Annotated in this window: 13 protein-coding genes; 9 read left to right on the top strand and 4 right to left on the bottom strand. The window is 66.5% G+C overall.

The features are described 5' to 3' along the window. Positions 1-63 precede the first annotated feature (63 nt). Entirely contained in the window at positions 64-1,293 is a 1,230-nt protein-coding gene (locus AC1VV3_RS19690) for a glycosyl transferase (protein ID WP_465127169.1), read from the bottom strand. A 147-nt stretch (positions 1,294-1,440) separates the two neighbouring features. Here AC1VV3_RS19690 and AC1VV3_RS19685 point away from each other — a divergent pair, with 147 nt between their 5' ends. From AC1VV3_RS19685 to AC1VV3_RS19660, 6 genes are all read left to right on the top strand, one after another. Beyond that, a complete protein-coding gene (locus AC1VV3_RS19685; protein ID WP_132269296.1) occupies positions 1,441-2,118 on the top strand; it encodes a response regulator transcription factor in 678 nt (225 codons plus the stop codon). Between the two features lie 29 nt (positions 2,119-2,147). After that, a complete protein-coding gene (locus AC1VV3_RS19680) occupies positions 2,148-3,527 on the top strand; it encodes a sensor histidine kinase (RefSeq protein WP_482962217.1) in 1,380 nt (459 codons plus the stop codon). Between the two features lie 166 nt (positions 3,528-3,693). Further along, the gene (locus AC1VV3_RS19675; RefSeq protein ID WP_132269299.1) at positions 3,694-4,422 is read left to right on the top strand and encodes a FadR/GntR family transcriptional regulator; all 729 of its coding nucleotides are present in this window, start codon (positions 3,694-3,696) and stop codon (positions 4,420-4,422) included. Between the two features lie 90 nt (positions 4,423-4,512). Then, a complete protein-coding gene (locus tag AC1VV3_RS19670; protein WP_482962216.1) occupies positions 4,513-6,873 on the top strand; it encodes a beta-L-arabinofuranosidase domain-containing protein in 2,361 nt (786 codons plus the stop codon). An 8-nt stretch (positions 6,874-6,881) separates the two neighbouring features. Next, positions 6,882-9,689, top strand: a complete 2,808-nt coding sequence (locus AC1VV3_RS19665; RefSeq protein ID WP_482962215.1) for a DUF885 family protein — start codon at positions 6,882-6,884, stop codon at positions 9,687-9,689. Positions 9,690-10,144: 455 nt separating this feature from the next. Beyond that, a complete protein-coding gene (locus AC1VV3_RS19660; protein WP_482962214.1) occupies positions 10,145-10,306 on the top strand; it encodes a hypothetical protein in 162 nt (53 codons plus the stop codon). 44 nt (positions 10,307-10,350) lie between these two features. Here AC1VV3_RS19660 and AC1VV3_RS19655 read toward each other — a convergent pair whose 3' ends face one another. The 3 genes from AC1VV3_RS19655 to AC1VV3_RS19645 form a co-directional block, all read right to left on the bottom strand. Next, positions 10,351-10,617 carry a DUF2171 domain-containing protein gene (locus AC1VV3_RS19655; protein ID WP_132269302.1) on the bottom strand — a complete coding sequence of 89 codons (267 nt, stop codon included), beginning with the start codon at positions 10,615-10,617 and terminating at the stop codon, positions 10,351-10,353. Positions 10,618-10,763: 146 nt separating this feature from the next. Then, a complete protein-coding gene (locus tag AC1VV3_RS19650) occupies positions 10,764-11,621 on the bottom strand; it encodes an oxygenase MpaB family protein (protein ID WP_482962213.1) in 858 nt (285 codons plus the stop codon). Between the two features lie 40 nt (positions 11,622-11,661). Continuing rightward, positions 11,662-12,063: a copper resistance protein CopC gene (locus tag AC1VV3_RS19645; protein ID WP_482962212.1), complete on the bottom strand. Its 402-nt coding sequence runs from the start codon at positions 12,061-12,063 to the stop codon at positions 11,662-11,664. 175 nt (positions 12,064-12,238) lie between these two features. Here AC1VV3_RS19645 and AC1VV3_RS19640 point away from each other — a divergent pair, with 175 nt between their 5' ends. The 3 genes from AC1VV3_RS19640 to AC1VV3_RS19630 are packed head-to-tail and all read left to right on the top strand — an operon-like array spanning position 12,239 to position 13,533. After that, complete coding sequence (locus tag AC1VV3_RS19640; RefSeq protein WP_134096120.1) at positions 12,239-12,514, top strand: hypothetical protein; 276 nt, start codon at positions 12,239-12,241, stop codon at positions 12,512-12,514. A gap of 2 nt (positions 12,515-12,516) precedes the next feature. Next, positions 12,517-12,957 carry a periplasmic heavy metal sensor gene (locus tag AC1VV3_RS19635; RefSeq protein WP_132269308.1) on the top strand — a complete coding sequence of 147 codons (441 nt, stop codon included), beginning with the start codon at positions 12,517-12,519 and terminating at the stop codon, positions 12,955-12,957. Positions 12,958-12,963: 6 nt separating this feature from the next. Beyond that, positions 12,964-13,533: an RNA polymerase sigma factor gene (locus tag AC1VV3_RS19630; RefSeq protein WP_482962211.1), complete on the top strand. Its 570-nt coding sequence runs from the start codon at positions 12,964-12,966 to the stop codon at positions 13,531-13,533. Positions 13,534-13,540 lie beyond the last annotated feature (7 nt).

Below are 13,540 nucleotides of genomic sequence, written 5' to 3'. Positions count from 1 at the left end.
GGACGACGAATGAAGTGCAAGGAAATGCGCCCGTGCCGGAAGGAACGGGCGCATTTCCGCGTTTCAGGCCGCCGCGGGTTGCAGCCCGGCCGTGCGCGAGACGATATCCGCCGCAATGCGGATCGGATCCTCGCCGGCGATGAAGGGGGTGCCGTCGGGCTTCCAGTCGAGGCCGCCGATCGAATAGCGCATCCGCTCCTTCTGCCAGGCCACGTAGGCGCGGTGATCGGCGAAGGCTTGGTCGATCGCGGCGATCGGGTCGGCATCGGGCGTGACGACATCCCCGAAGTGCCACATGGCGTAGTCCTCGCAGTCCTGCCAGTCGGCGCCATGGGCATTGACGAAGAGGCACGCGCGCGGGCGGATCAGGAACTCGTAGACCTGGCTGCTGACGTCGCCCAGGTAGAGATCCGCGCCGCAGGTATACGTCATGTCGTTGCAGCGCGGAGAGCCCAGGTCGACGATCACTTGCCCCGGCACGGCCAGCGCTTCCCATTCGCGGCGCTGGCGCGCGGACCAGCGCGCGGCCATGCGGACGTGCGGCGCGACGACCAGGTTGTAGCGGCCGTCCTTGACCACGGCCTCGATCAGTTTCCGGGCGAACGCATCGAAGGAATTGAGCTTCCTGGTGAAGTGCGGGTTGTAAAGGATCGTCTTGCGCCCGTTCGCGAACAGCGGCGCGCGGTCGATCCCCGTTCGCAGCATCGCGGCGAGCTTGATCGGGCCGGCGGCCGTGCAGCGTTCCGGGGTGACGAGACCGGCCTCCAGCAGGCGGTCGCGGTCCTTGGCGCCGGCCACGATGACGTGATCGAACAGCTCGAAGCGCTTCTCGAAACCGACGGCGCGGTCTCCGGCACCGTGGGGAATGTGCACGAGCGGCGGACACTGCTTCCACAGCCGCGGCAGGATCGTCGAGGTCCGCTCGGCGCAGAGGATCAGTTCGGCATCGCGCAGCAGCGGCGACCAGTAGAGCAGGCGGGCCAGCTTGCGCGCGAAGCCCGGAACGATCGCGCCGAGTGCGGGCGGAAGACGCATCTCCACCAGGGCCGGCAGCGGCAGCCCCATGCCGGCGGCAAGATCGCGCACTGCGCGGGCATCGGCGGCCTTGGGCACGAAGATCTTCACCGTGCCCGGATGGCGCCGCTCCAGTTCGCAGGCCACCGGGACGATATGGGGCAACTGATGCGCGCCGCCGATCGCCAGGACATGGATGAGGCCGGGCTTCGCGCCCCGCAGCGTGGTGGCGGGCGGCGGCATGGGAACGTGCGAGGGGGCTGCAATCAAAGCGGACATCCTGCCCCCATGCGCGATTTCCGTCGCGGGATGATTGCGGAAACATTTGGATTTGCCCATCTTGCCGGGCCGACCCCGCTCTCGACGGCGCGGCCTCGTGCCGGTACGAGCACGATTCCCGTCCTTAATCCCGCCCGGACACGAACAATGCAGATACTGCTGGTCGAAGACGATGAAAGCCTGGCCGCCCATGTCGCGGCAGGGCTTCGCGAGGCCGGGCATGTCGTGGAACACTGCGCTGATGGGCGCGAGGGCCTGGTCCAGGCGACTTGCGAGATCTACGACGTGATCGTGCTGGACCGCATGCTCCCTTCGCTCGACGGGCTCAAGCTGCTGGCGGCGCTGCGGGCGACGGAGAACGCCACGCCGGTGCTGATCGTCAGTGCGCTGGGCGATGTGGACGAGCGCGTGCGCGGCCTGCGGGCGGGCGGGGACGACTACATGGCCAAGCCCTTCGCCATGTCCGAACTGCTCGCCCGGGTCGAGAGCCTGGGCAGGCGCGGCGCGGCGGTTGCGGAGCCGAGCGACCATTTGCGGGTGGCGGACCTGGAGATCGACCTTGTCGCCCATGTCGTCTCGCGCGCCGGGCGGCGGATCAACCTGACCCTGCGGGAACTGCGAATCCTGGCCTATCTGGCGCGCAATGCCGGGCGGGTGGTGACGCGGTCCATGCTGTTGGAGAACGTCTGGGACTACAATTTCGACCCCCAGACCAATATCATCGACCAGCACATCTCGAAGCTGCGGCAGAAGATCGCGCGGGAGGACGAGGCGCCGCTGATCCATACGATCAGGGGCCTCGGCTATGTCATGCGCCCCGAATGACCGCGGCCTGATACCGGGATGATGCGGCCATGACCCGCCTTTTTCGCAGCCTGTCGTTCCGTTTGGCGCTGACCTATGCGCTGCTGTTCAGCCTGTCCGTCGGCCTGCTGTTCGGCGCGGGGTACTGGTGGCGGGTGGTGCGGCCGATGGCGGACGTGCGGGCCACGGTGGAGGCCGAGGCGGGCGAGGTGGCGCGGATCTATCGCAAGTCGGGGATCGCCGCGGCCCGCGCGGCGCTGGACCGGCGCGCGCATACCGCTGCGGCGCGCGTGCCCTTCCATGTGCTGGTGGCGCCCGATGGCGAGATCGTGGCCGCCAATCTGCCGAGCTGGCCGCCGCGGCCGGCGCGGGATCTTTCGGTGATCGAGGCGGACAAGTTCGTCGACGGGTTCGAGATCGACCATTCCGCTTTCGTCCGCGACCGGGCCATGCCGGACGGCGCGCGTGTGATCGTGGGGCGCGACGTGCAGGACATCGTCGATGACGAGGACCTGCTGCGCACCGGCGCTCTCTGGATGCTCTTCGGCTCGCTGGCGCTGGGCATAACCGGCGGCTGGCTGATGAGCCAGGCCATCGGCAAGCGGATCGAGGCGGTGGTGAACACCGCGCTCCAGGTGATGGAGGGGGACTTGTCCGGCCGTGTCCCGGTGCGCGGCACGCGCGATGATTTCGACCGGCTCTGCGCGACGCTCAACCTGATGCTGTCGCGGATCGAGACCCTGTTCGAGGCGGTGCGGCGCGTGTCCGACAATGTCGCGCACGAGCTGCGCACCCCGCTGGCGCGTCTGGCGGGCAAGCTGGAAGTGCTGGAACACGATCTTGGCGAGGATTTCAGAGGCGATCCCGCCGCGCGGCAGGCAGTGGCCGAAGCTATCGTCGAGGCCAACCGGTTGCGGGCGATCTTCGCAGCCCTGATCCGCATCTCGCGACTGGAAGGCGGCCGGGCGACGGTGCATCTTCAGCGCACAGACGTTGTGCAACTGCTGGAAGACGTGGTGGAATTCTACCAGCCCGAGGCCGAGCGGCGCGGTATCGATCTGGTGCTCGACGCGCGGCGGCCGCTGGTGGCGGATCTCGATCTGGACATGGTGTTCCAGGCGATGTCCAACTTGCTCGACAATGCCGTGAAGCATGTGCCGGACGGCAGCCGCGTCGATGTGCGGGCGGGGCGGCAGGGCGCAGAGCTTCTGCTGGCCGTGGCGGACAACGGGCCGGGCCTGTCCCCCGCCGATCTTGCGCGGGTGACCGAGCCGTTCTACCGCGCCGAGGGTTCGGCGGGAATCCCCGGTGAAGGGCTGGGGCTCAGCATGGTCGCCGCGATCGCGCAAGTTCACGGGGCGAGGGTCGTTTTCAGCGACAATCGTCCGGGCCTGAGCGTGGTGCTGCGCTTTCCCGTCAGGCCGTTATAGCATGCCGCTGCAGGGCCATCTTCCACCCGCCATTCGACGTTCTTGATGCCTTAAAAAAATATACGATATATAATCTGTTCATTTTCAGGCTAGCCAGATCGGTTTCGATATTACAGACCAAATGCAAACGACGAGAGCGAGCATGATGGCAAACAAGAGGCCGGGCATGGAATCAGGCGAGGCCGGCGAAGCGCTTCCGCTGTTGAGCGGGCGCCTGCATCATGCAGTGGCCCAGAGACTGGCCACGCATGTCGTCAATGGCGACTATCCTCCGGGGCACGTATTCCCGGCCGAAGTGGAGCATGCCGAACTGCTCGGCGTCTCGCGCTCGGTCCTGCGCGAGGCGTTTCGCATGTTGACGGCGAAGGGCCTGGTCAGCAGCAGGCCCAAGGCGGGGACTCGCGTGAACGAGCGGCGCAAATGGAACCTGCTCGATCCCGATGTGCTCTCCTGGCAGATCCAGTGCGGCGCCAGTGACGAATTCCTGCGCGACTTGTTCGAACTGCGCATGGTGGTGGAGCCGCAAGCAGCGGAAATGGCTGCCCTGCGGCGAGACGAGCGGCAATTGCTGGACATGGCCAACGCGCTGGATTCGATGGAGCGCTATACCCTCACCAGCCCCAAGGGCCGGGCGGCGGACATCCGCTTCCACGAACTGCTGATGGAGGCCACCCGCAACGAGATGCTGCTGGCGCTGTCGAACTCGATCTCGACCGCCATCGCCTCGACGACGGCGATCAAGCACGGCATGCAGGACAGTCCGCGCGATCCCATGCCCGAGCATCACGCCCTCTATGCGCAGATCGCCGAGGGCAATCCCGCCAAGGCCCGCAAGGCGATGATCACGCTGATCGAACTCGCCCATGCCGATACCCAAGTGGCGCTGCGCCGCTGAAGTCGTGACGGAATTGCTGCAAAGAAAGGATTGACTCCAGACCCCCTCGTTCTATCAATACCGTATACGATATTCGATAGGGGTTTTAAAATGCAGGCCAATCGGCGCGAATGGATGGCTGGCGTGGCGGCGCTGGCTATTTGCTCTGTCCCTCTCAAGGGCTTTGCGGCCGTCGTCGCTCCCAAGCTGCCGATCAAGGCGAAGCCGCTGCCGCTGACCGACGTGCGCCTGGCGCCGTCGGACTATGCCACGGCGGTGGACGTCAATGTCGATTACCTGATGTCGCTCAGCCCCGATCGCTTCCTGCACAACTTCCGCAAGTACGCCGGGCTGGAGCCCAAGGCGCCGATCTACGGCGGCTGGGAATCCGATACCATCGCCGGCCATACGCTGGGCCACTACATGACCGCGCTGGTGCTGACCTGGCAGCAGACCGGCAACCCCGAATGCCGCCGCCGCGCCGACTATATCGTCGACGAACTGGCGCTCTGCCAGGCGCAGCGCCAGGACGGCTACATCGGTGCGCTCGGCCGCAAGACCAAGGACGGCAAGGTCGTCGACGGGCGGGAAATCTTCCCCGAGGTCATGCGCGGCGAGATCAAGTCCGGCGGGTTCGACCTCAACGGATCGTGGTCGCCGCTCTACACCGTGCACAAGTACTTCGCGGGCCTGCTCGATATCCATTCGGCCTGGGGCAATGCCAAGGCGCTGGAAGTCGTGATCGGCCTGGGCGGCTACTTCGAGAAGGTCTTCGCCGCGCTTGACGACAAGCAGATGCAGGAACTGCTGGGCTGCGAATATGGCGGCCTCAACGAAAGCTATGCCGAACTCTACGCGCAGACCGGCGACCTGCGCTGGCTCAAGGTGGCTGAGCGCATCTACGACAAGAAGGTGCTCGATCCGCTGGTGGCGCAGGAGGACAAGCTCTCCAACTTCCACGCCAATACCCAGGTGCCCAAGCTGATCGGCCTGGCGCGCATCCACGAACTGACCGGCAAGGACGAGCCGGGCCGCGCCGCCCGCTTCTTCTGGGAACGCGTGACCCAGCACCACAGCTACGTGATCGGCGGCAATGCCGACCGCGAGTATTTCTTCGAGCCCGATACCGTCGCGTTGCACCTCACGGAATCGACCTGTGAGCACTGCAACACCTACAACATGCTGAAGCTGACGCGTCAGCTCTACGCGTGGCAGCCGGACGGCGCGCTGTTCGACTATTACGAACGCGCGCACCTCAACCACGTCATGTCGGCGCAGAACCCCGAGACGGGCGGCTTCACCTACATGACCCCGATGATGAGCGGCGCCCCGCGCGGCTATTCGGGCCCGGGCGAGGAAGCTTTCTGGTGCTGTGTCGGCTCGGGCATGGAAAGTCATTCCAAGCACGGCGATTCCATTTTCTGGGAAGGCGATGATACCTTCTTCGTCAACCTCTACATCCCCTCGACCGGGCAGTGGAAGGCCAAGGGCGCGGCCTTCACCATCGCCACCGAATATCCCTTCAAGTCCGACGTGAAGATCACGCTGGATGCGGTGAAGCAGGGCAAGTTCGCCGTGGCGCTGCGCATTCCGGGCTGGTCGAACGGCAAGGCCACCATCACCGTCAACGGCGCGCCGGTGCCTGCTACGCCCGTCGGCGGCTATGCCGTGATCGACCGCCGCTGGAAGAAGGGCGACGTGATCGCGCTCAACCTGCCGCTGGAACTGCGCCTCGAAACCGCGCAGGGTTCGCAGGACGTGGTGGCCGTCGTTCGCGGCCCGATGGTCATGGCCGCCGATCTCGGCCCGGCCGAAATGGAGTTCACCGGGGTGGAGCCCGCCATGGTGGGAGACAATCCGCTGGCCGCTTTCGCGCCGATGGTCTCGGACCGTCCGCGCTACCAGACCACCGGCATCATCCGTCCGGGCGACCGCATGTTCGCGCCGTTCTACAGCCAGTACGACCGCCGCAGCGCCGTCTACTTCAAGCGCTTCACCGAAAGCGGCTGGAAGACGGAAGAAGCCGCGTTCCTGGCCGAACAGGCACGCCAGAAGGACCTCGCCGCCCGCTCGATCGACGTCATGCACCTGGGCGAAATGCAGCCCGAGCGCGACCACGAGCTGACCTCGGAAATCTCGTACCCGGTCTCCTATCGTGGCCGCAACGGACGCGATGCCCGCTCGGGTGGCTTCTTCGAGTTCAAGATGAAGGTAAAGCCGGGCCCGCTGCTGCTTCAGGCGAGCTATTGGGGCAGCGAGCGTTCGCGGGTGTTCGACATCCTGGTCGACAACGTAAAGATCGCCACCCAGAAGCTCGACAACGATGCGGCGGGCAAGTTCTTCGATGTTGACTATCCGCTGCCCGAGGCGCTGACCAAGGGCAAGAGCAGCGTGAAGGTGCGCTTCGTGCCGCATGATCGCAGCTCGGCCGGTCCGGTCTTCGGCGTGCGCCTGTTTACCGAGAAGAAGTGAGCCTATCCTTGAGTGAAGACGTTGCCCTGACGATAGCCGAGGCGGACGAACTCGCCCGCACGGTGCTCGAAGCCTGGGGCCTTGCGCCCGATCATGCCGCCGCGGTCGCCCACACCATGGTGTCGGGCGAGCGCGACGGCTGCACCTCGCACGGGCTTTACCGCCTGCTCGTTGCCGCCAATTCGGTCGAGCGCGGGGTCGTGGTGCCAGATGCGGTGCCCGAAGTGAGCGAGCCTGCCCAGGCGCTGGTGCGCGTGGACGGGAAGGGCGGCTTCGCCCAGCTTCCCTTCGAGCGCGGCATGCCGCTCTTGGTCGAGAAGGCACGGAAGTTCGGCATCGCCGCCATGGCGCTGAACAATGTCGTCCACTTTGCCGCGCTCTGGCCCGAGGTCGAGGCGCTGGCCGAGCAGGGGCTCGTCGCCTTCGCCTTCACGCCAAGCCACTCGTGGGTGGCGCCAGCGGGCGGGACCAAGCCGGTGTTTGGCACCAATCCGATCGCTTTCGGCTGGCCGCGCCCCGATCGCACGCCTTTCGTGTTCGACTTCGCCACCAGCGCGGTGGCGCGCGGCGAGATCGAACTGCACCGCCGCGCGGGCAAGGAAATCCCGCTCGACTGGGGCTATGACGCGGAGGGCAATCCATCGAGCGATGCCAAGGCCGTGCTCGATGGCGCCATGCGCACCTTCGGCGGCCACAAGGGCTCGGCACTCGCAGCCATGGTCGAACTGCTGGCAGGTCCGCTGATCGGCGACATGACCAGCGCGGAATCGATGGCGGCCGATCAGGACCGCGGCGGCTCTCCCATCGGCGGCGAATTCATCATCGCCATCGACCCGGCCGGCTTCCTGGGCGCGGGTGTAGAAGAGCATCTGCGCCGCGCCGAAGCCATGTTCGACATGATCGAAGGGCAGGGCGCGCGCCTGCCGGGATCGCGCCGCCTGATCGCGCGCGCACGATCCGACAAGGAGGGGTTGCGCATTCCGGCGAAGTTCCACCAGGACATTCTCGAGGTTCTCGAAAGGGGAAATGACGTGAAGAATTCGGTTGGCCGGGCCATGTTGCTGGCCGGCGCCGCTCTGGCCGCCTCGCCCTCCATGGTTGCCGCCGCTCCTGCCGCCCAGCATGCCGTGAAGCAGACCGCCGACCAGGCGTTCGAGGCGGTCTACACGGCGGAATATACCTGGCGCCAGAGTCAGTTCGCGCCCTGCGAGGACACGCCCAAGGACTGCAAGATCACCCTGCCCGACCTCGGCCCCAAGGCGCAGGCCGAGCGCCTCGCGCGCTGGGAGCAGGTGGAAGGCCAGCTTGCCGCCATCGACCAGAAGCAACTCTCGCCCGCCAACCGCGTGAACTTCGCCGTCTACAAGGGCCAGGTCGACGCGCTCCTCGCCTCGCAGCGCTTCCGCGACTACGAGAAGCCGTTCAACGCCGACACCAGCTTCTGGGGCGATCTGGCCGACTGGGCGCGCAACCCGGTCAAGGACCAGGCCGCCGCCGAGAACTACCTGGCGATGCTGCGCGAGATCCCGCGCTATTACGACCAGCAGATCGAGAACATGCGCGCGGGCCTGAAGCGCGGCTTCACCGGCCCGCAAGTGACGTTGACCGGACGTGACAAGGGCATCGAGCTGGTGGTCCAGGCCAAGACGGCGGAAGCCTCGCCGTTCTATGAGCCGCTGCGCAAGCTACCTTCGACGATCCCTGCCGCCGAGCAGGAAAAGCTGCGCGCCGAGGCCCGCACGCTCATTTCCGGCGGCGTCGTGCCGGCCCATGCCAAGCTGCTCACCTTCATGCGCAGCGAATACGAGGTCGGCGCGCGCAAGTCGCTGGCGGCCTACGACCTGCCGGACGGCAAGGCCTATTACCAGTCGAAGATCGCCGAGTTCGTCACGCTCGACAGGACGCCGGAGCAGATCCACCAGATCGGCCTCAGCGAAATGGCGCGCATCCGTTCGCAGATGGCCGAAGTGATGCAGCAGGTGGAGTTCAAGGGCGACCTCAAGGCGTTCCTGCACTTCCTGCGCACCGATCCGCAATTCTATCCCAAGACCCCGAACGAGCTGCTCTATCGCGCTGCCTGGATCGCCAAGACCTTCGACGGCAAGGCGGACCAGTTCTTCGGCCACATGCCGCGCAGCCGCTTCGCCATCAAGCCGGTGCCGGACGACGTTGCGCCCTTCTACACGGGTGGCCGCGGCGGTCCCGGCATCTATCTGGTCAACACCTACGACCTGCCCAGCCGCCCGTTCTACTCGCAGATCGCGCTGACCCTGCACGAATCCGCGCCGGGCCATGCCATGCAGATGCCGCTGGCGATGGAGAACAAGGACCTGCCGGCCTTCCGCCGCGACAGCTACCTCTCGGCCTACGGCGAAGGCTGGGCGCTCTATTGCGAGGCGCTGGGCGAGGACATGGGCATGTACGAAACGCCCTATGACCGCTTCGGCATGCTCAGCTATCAGGCCTGGCGCGCCTCGCGCCTGGTGGTCGATACCGGTATCCATGCCATGGGCTGGACCCGCGAGCAGGCTCAGCAATACTTGCGCGACAACACGGCGCTTTCCGATCACGAGATCGAGACCGAGGTGGACCGCTACATCTCCTGGCCAGGGCAGGCCCTGTCCTACTACATGGGCCAGCTCGCCTTCGTGGACGCGCGCAAGAAGGCGGAGACCGCGCTCGGTCCCAAGTTCAATATCCGCGCCTTCCATGACGCCGTGCTGGAACTGGGCGGCGTGCCGCTGCCGCTGATCGATCAGCGCGTGGACCAGCTTATCAAGGATGGCGGCAAGGGCCCTTATCCGGACGAGGAATAAGCAGAGGACCGCCGCGCCCACACGGCGCGGCGGTCGACTCGCAAAGATTGCCGGTCTGTTTCGCTTCGCACATGCAAAATTGCGTTATACGCAATCTCGGATCGCGGTCTGAGTTTTCGCGGCAGCGAGCCGATTTTTGCCGCTCCCAACCGTATAGGCAGCCGGGTTTTGTCCGGCCGAACCGTCCCGTCTTTCTTCATGAAGGGGACAAAGGTGCAAGGGGCAGGGAGCACACTTTGCCCGGTTTGCACGATCACGCTTGCATTAGCGTCAATTGCGTTGCTTTGCCGAGAATGGCGCCGCCGGTAGCGACATCTCTACAGTCGTACCGGCTCCCAATTGCGCAATATGCAATCCAAAGCGAAGTGCTTGCATTTGCAGCAAGCGCAAGTTGAGATCACATAGCGGGAATGTTGCAATGCAGCACTGCGCTGCACGCCTCAAAGGTATTCCCGATGTTCTCGCTTGTTTCGCTCTATTTCGCCTATCGCCGTGATGTCGTCATGGCCGAACGCCACATCCCCGCGCTGGCGAAGGCCACTGCCCAGGCCGAAACGCCTGCGGCGACCGAAGCCGAAGCTCCTGCCGCCGCACGCGAACTGCCTCTCGCTGCCTGATCAGCCTGCCTGATCGCGCAGCTTGATCCCGCGTATTGGGTCGATCAGGCGCGATGGTCGGAAATGGCTTCGCCGCCCTGTTCCTCTTCGAACAGGAGCGCCACGTCGCCCGCGGCCGAGAGGCGGACTTGTCCGTCCGACACCGCAGCGACCAGTCCGCCCGGAATGTAGTGGTGGTGGCTGCCGTGGGAGCCGCTGTCGGCCTTGGTCATCTTGATCCGGTCGCCCTCGACATGATCGACGGTGCCGATGTGGACGCCGTCGGCGCCGATGATTTCCATGTGTTCGGCGATTGCGCTGAGATCTGCCATGTGAACTTCCTTTTCAGTGACGAGCTTGTCGGACGCGAGCTGGTCGGACATGGAAGCAGAACGCGGGCGGAAGCGCGATATATCCCCGCCGGCCGACCATTCGGCCCGCGCAGGGCGCCGTTCCTCGCGCGCCGCTTGTGCCGCGCTCAGCCGCTCCCCGCGAAGGCCCAGCGAATGGCGCCGGCCATGGCGCGGGTTCCGGCCAGTGCGGGAATGGCCGAGAGGCCCGGCCGCTGCAGTTCCAGCATCGTGCGGGCGAAGGGCGGCAGCAGGTCGACGGCCGCCGCGCCCAGCGCGCGCATGGCGGTGCCGGGCCGCCGTGCTCCCTCTCCCTCCAGCAGGAACGCGGCAACCTCGCGGGCTGCCGCGCTGCCGCGCAGGTCCTGGCGCATTTCCGACATCAGCGCCGCCGCTTCCGCGCGATCGCGCGGGACCGGCGCGGCGCCCAGCATCTCGGCGACCACGGCGCTCTGCTCGAAATAGCGGTCCTGCGCCTCGGGTGGCATCGCGGGGTTGCCGTAGGCGAGATAGGCTTCGAGGAAGCTGGTCGCTTCTGCCAGATGCACCCAGGCGAGCACACGCGGATCGGTGGCCGAATAAGGCGTGCCGTCTGGCAGGGTCCCCATGACGCGCGAATGGATGGCGTTCACCACCCCGACCACGCGTGCCGCCTCGTCTCGATGGCCATAGGTGGTCACGGCGATGAAGCGCGCGGTGCGGCGCAGGCGGCCTTCCACGTCTTCCCGGAAATCGGAATGGTCCAGCACCCCCTGAAGTGCGGCCGGATGGAGCATCTGCAGCAGCAGGGCGCGCATGCCGCCCACCATCATCGCCACGACATCGGCATGCACCATGCGGATGGGGCTGTCCGGTTCGAACAGGGCATGCCGGGAGGGCACGACGGGCGTTTCGCCCTTGCTGCGATCGTTGAACACGGCGCGAACCTGCCGCACGAGCAGGTTGCGCAGGGCCTGGGTGGGCCCGGGAATCCTCAGCGCGGCCATGGGTTGACTGTGCCCCAATTCACCGCGCCGGAACAGAGGCTCAATGCACCGTGAAGCTGAAGCTGCCCGTGGCACCGTCGCGATCGGCGCCGGCGGCATGCCAGGTCAGGAGGTAAGTGCCGGCCGGCAGGGCGCGGGGCAGCGCGGCGGCGATCCTGCGGTCTTCGACCTTCACCGGGAAGCCCTTGATCGGCATCGGCTGATGGCGGGCCATGCCAGGCATCGCGGTCATGACAAGGTCCAGCCCCGAGAGCGTCGCGTCGAGCGCTTCGGAGAACGTCAGGGTCAGGACAGTCGGCTTGGTCACGGCGGCATCGGCAGCGGGATCGGCGGCGACGAGGGCCGGGCGGGCGAATGCCGCGGGTGCCAGCCCGGCCGCGCCAAGGGCAAGGTGCAGGGCCAGGACGGATCGCAAGGAAAGCGGGAATGCAGGAAAACGCATGAAAGCTCCGATAAGGGGGCCGGGCGATGCTGCTTGCTCCGGCTCGCCTGAAACCATACGCAGGGCCTCAGCCGATCCCTTGCGCGCTCGGCAGGAATTTTTACCCGCGGCCTTCAAGGGATGCGCTACGCCCGTGCGTATCGCGAGCAGAAGGTTGGAAAATGGAACCGGGCCGATGAACGAACTCGACGACATGCTGGCGCGGCTGCGCCGGGAATCCGTGCCCGCGGCGCTCGGCGGGCTGGAGGGGCCGGTCATGGCAGGTCTGGCCGCCGGACGGGAGCGACTGTCGGCGCGGCGCGGCTTCGTGCTGGCCTGCGGCGTGGCGGCGGTGGTCGGGCTCTGGGGCGGCTTGTCGATGCCGCTGGCACCGACGCAGCATCGCCATGCCCATGTCGAACCGCTGCTGGGCATGCCGGCGGCTGCTCCCTCGCACTTGCTGGCCTCCTGATCGTGCGGCAGGCCTATCGCTATGGACTCGTCGCCCTGCTGTCTTTCCTGGTGGCGCTGGCCGCCTTGTGGATCGGCCAGAAGCTGCGCGCCGATGCGCCGGACGAAAGCCGCATTCACGCCTTGCTCCACGGCGAACTCGATCTGGACGCTGGCCAGAAGCGGCGGATAGACGGATTGGAGCAGGATTTCGCCGGGCGGCGGAAGCAGCTCGAAGGCGAATTGACGGCTGCCAACGCCGATCTCGCCCGCGCCATCGCACATGAACATGCCTATGGCCCGGACGTGGAGAAAGCGGTCGACCGTTCGCACGTGGCCATGGGCGAATTGCAGAAAGCCACGCTCCGGCACGTCTTCGCCATGCGCGCGGTGCTGCGCGCCGACCAGACCGCTCGCTTCGACCGGGCCGTCGCCCAGGCATTGACCACCGCGCCGCAGGACTGACCCGGCGTGTCCGGGGCAGCCACGCAAGCGGTCCGCTGGGAGGCCGAAGCGGCCGCGGCGGCGCTGGCCGGGCGGCAGGCCGGTTTTTCCGCGCTGATGGAGGGGCACCGCGACGCGGTGTTCCGCATGGTGCGCGGCCATCTGGGCAACGAGGCCGATGCGCTCGACGTGACGCAGGAGAGCTTCGTCGCCGCCTTCCTGGCGCTGCGCCGTTACGATCCGGCACGTCCGTTTCGCGGGTGGATCCTGCGCATCGCCCTCAACAAATGCCACGACTGGGCGCGCCGGCGCAAAGTGCGGCGCTTCTTCGCTTTCGCCCTGCCGATCGAGGCGGCGGCCGGCCTTGTCGACCCGGCGTCCGGCCCGGAGGAAACGCTCTCCTCCCGCCGCGCGGTGGAGCGCATTCACGCTGCCGTTGCCGCACTGCCCGATGCCCTGAAGGAGCCGTTGCTGCTCTGCGCCGTGGAGGGGCTTTCTCAGGAAGAGGCCGCCGCGATCCTGGGCATCAGCCGCAAGGCCGTGGAAACGCGGATCTACCGCGCGCGGCAGAAATTGTCGTTTCTCTCCGAGGGATAGGGCGCCG

It is taken from the genome of Novosphingobium sp. BL-S-34 (assembly GCF_056857015.1).
Note: the sequence above shows the minus strand (reverse complement) of the source record. Positions and strands in the feature narration are given on the sequence as shown.

Bases quoted from the DNA above. Each gene is read 5' to 3' on its own strand.
- AC1VV3_RS19640 (WP_134096120.1), top strand. From the start codon at position 12,239: ATGAACGAACTCGACGACATGCTGGCGCGGCTGCGCCGGGAATCCGTG.
- AC1VV3_RS19645 (WP_482962212.1), bottom strand. From the start codon at position 12,063: ATGCGTTTTCCTGCATTCCCGCTTTCCTTGCGATCCGTCCTGGCCCTG.
- AC1VV3_RS19675 (WP_132269299.1), top strand. From the start codon at position 3,694: ATGGAATCAGGCGAGGCCGGCGAAGCGCTTCCGCTGTTGAGCGGGCGC.
- AC1VV3_RS19685 (WP_132269296.1), top strand. From the start codon at position 1,441: ATGCAGATACTGCTGGTCGAAGACGATGAAAGCCTGGCCGCCCATGTC.
- AC1VV3_RS19655 (WP_132269302.1), bottom strand. From the start codon at position 10,617: ATGGCAGATCTCAGCGCAATCGCCGAACACATGGAAATCATCGGCGCC.
- AC1VV3_RS19680 (WP_482962217.1), top strand. From the start codon at position 2,148: ATGACCCGCCTTTTTCGCAGCCTGTCGTTCCGTTTGGCGCTGACCTAT.
- AC1VV3_RS19670 (WP_482962216.1), top strand. From the start codon at position 4,513: ATGCAGGCCAATCGGCGCGAATGGATGGCTGGCGTGGCGGCGCTGGCT.
- AC1VV3_RS19650 (WP_482962213.1), bottom strand. From the start codon at position 11,621: ATGGCCGCGCTGAGGATTCCCGGGCCCACCCAGGCCCTGCGCAACCTG.
- AC1VV3_RS19690 (WP_465127169.1), bottom strand. From the start codon at position 1,293: ATGTCCGCTTTGATTGCAGCCCCCTCGCACGTTCCCATGCCGCCGCCC.
- AC1VV3_RS19660 (WP_482962214.1), top strand. From the start codon at position 10,145: ATGTTCTCGCTTGTTTCGCTCTATTTCGCCTATCGCCGTGATGTCGTC.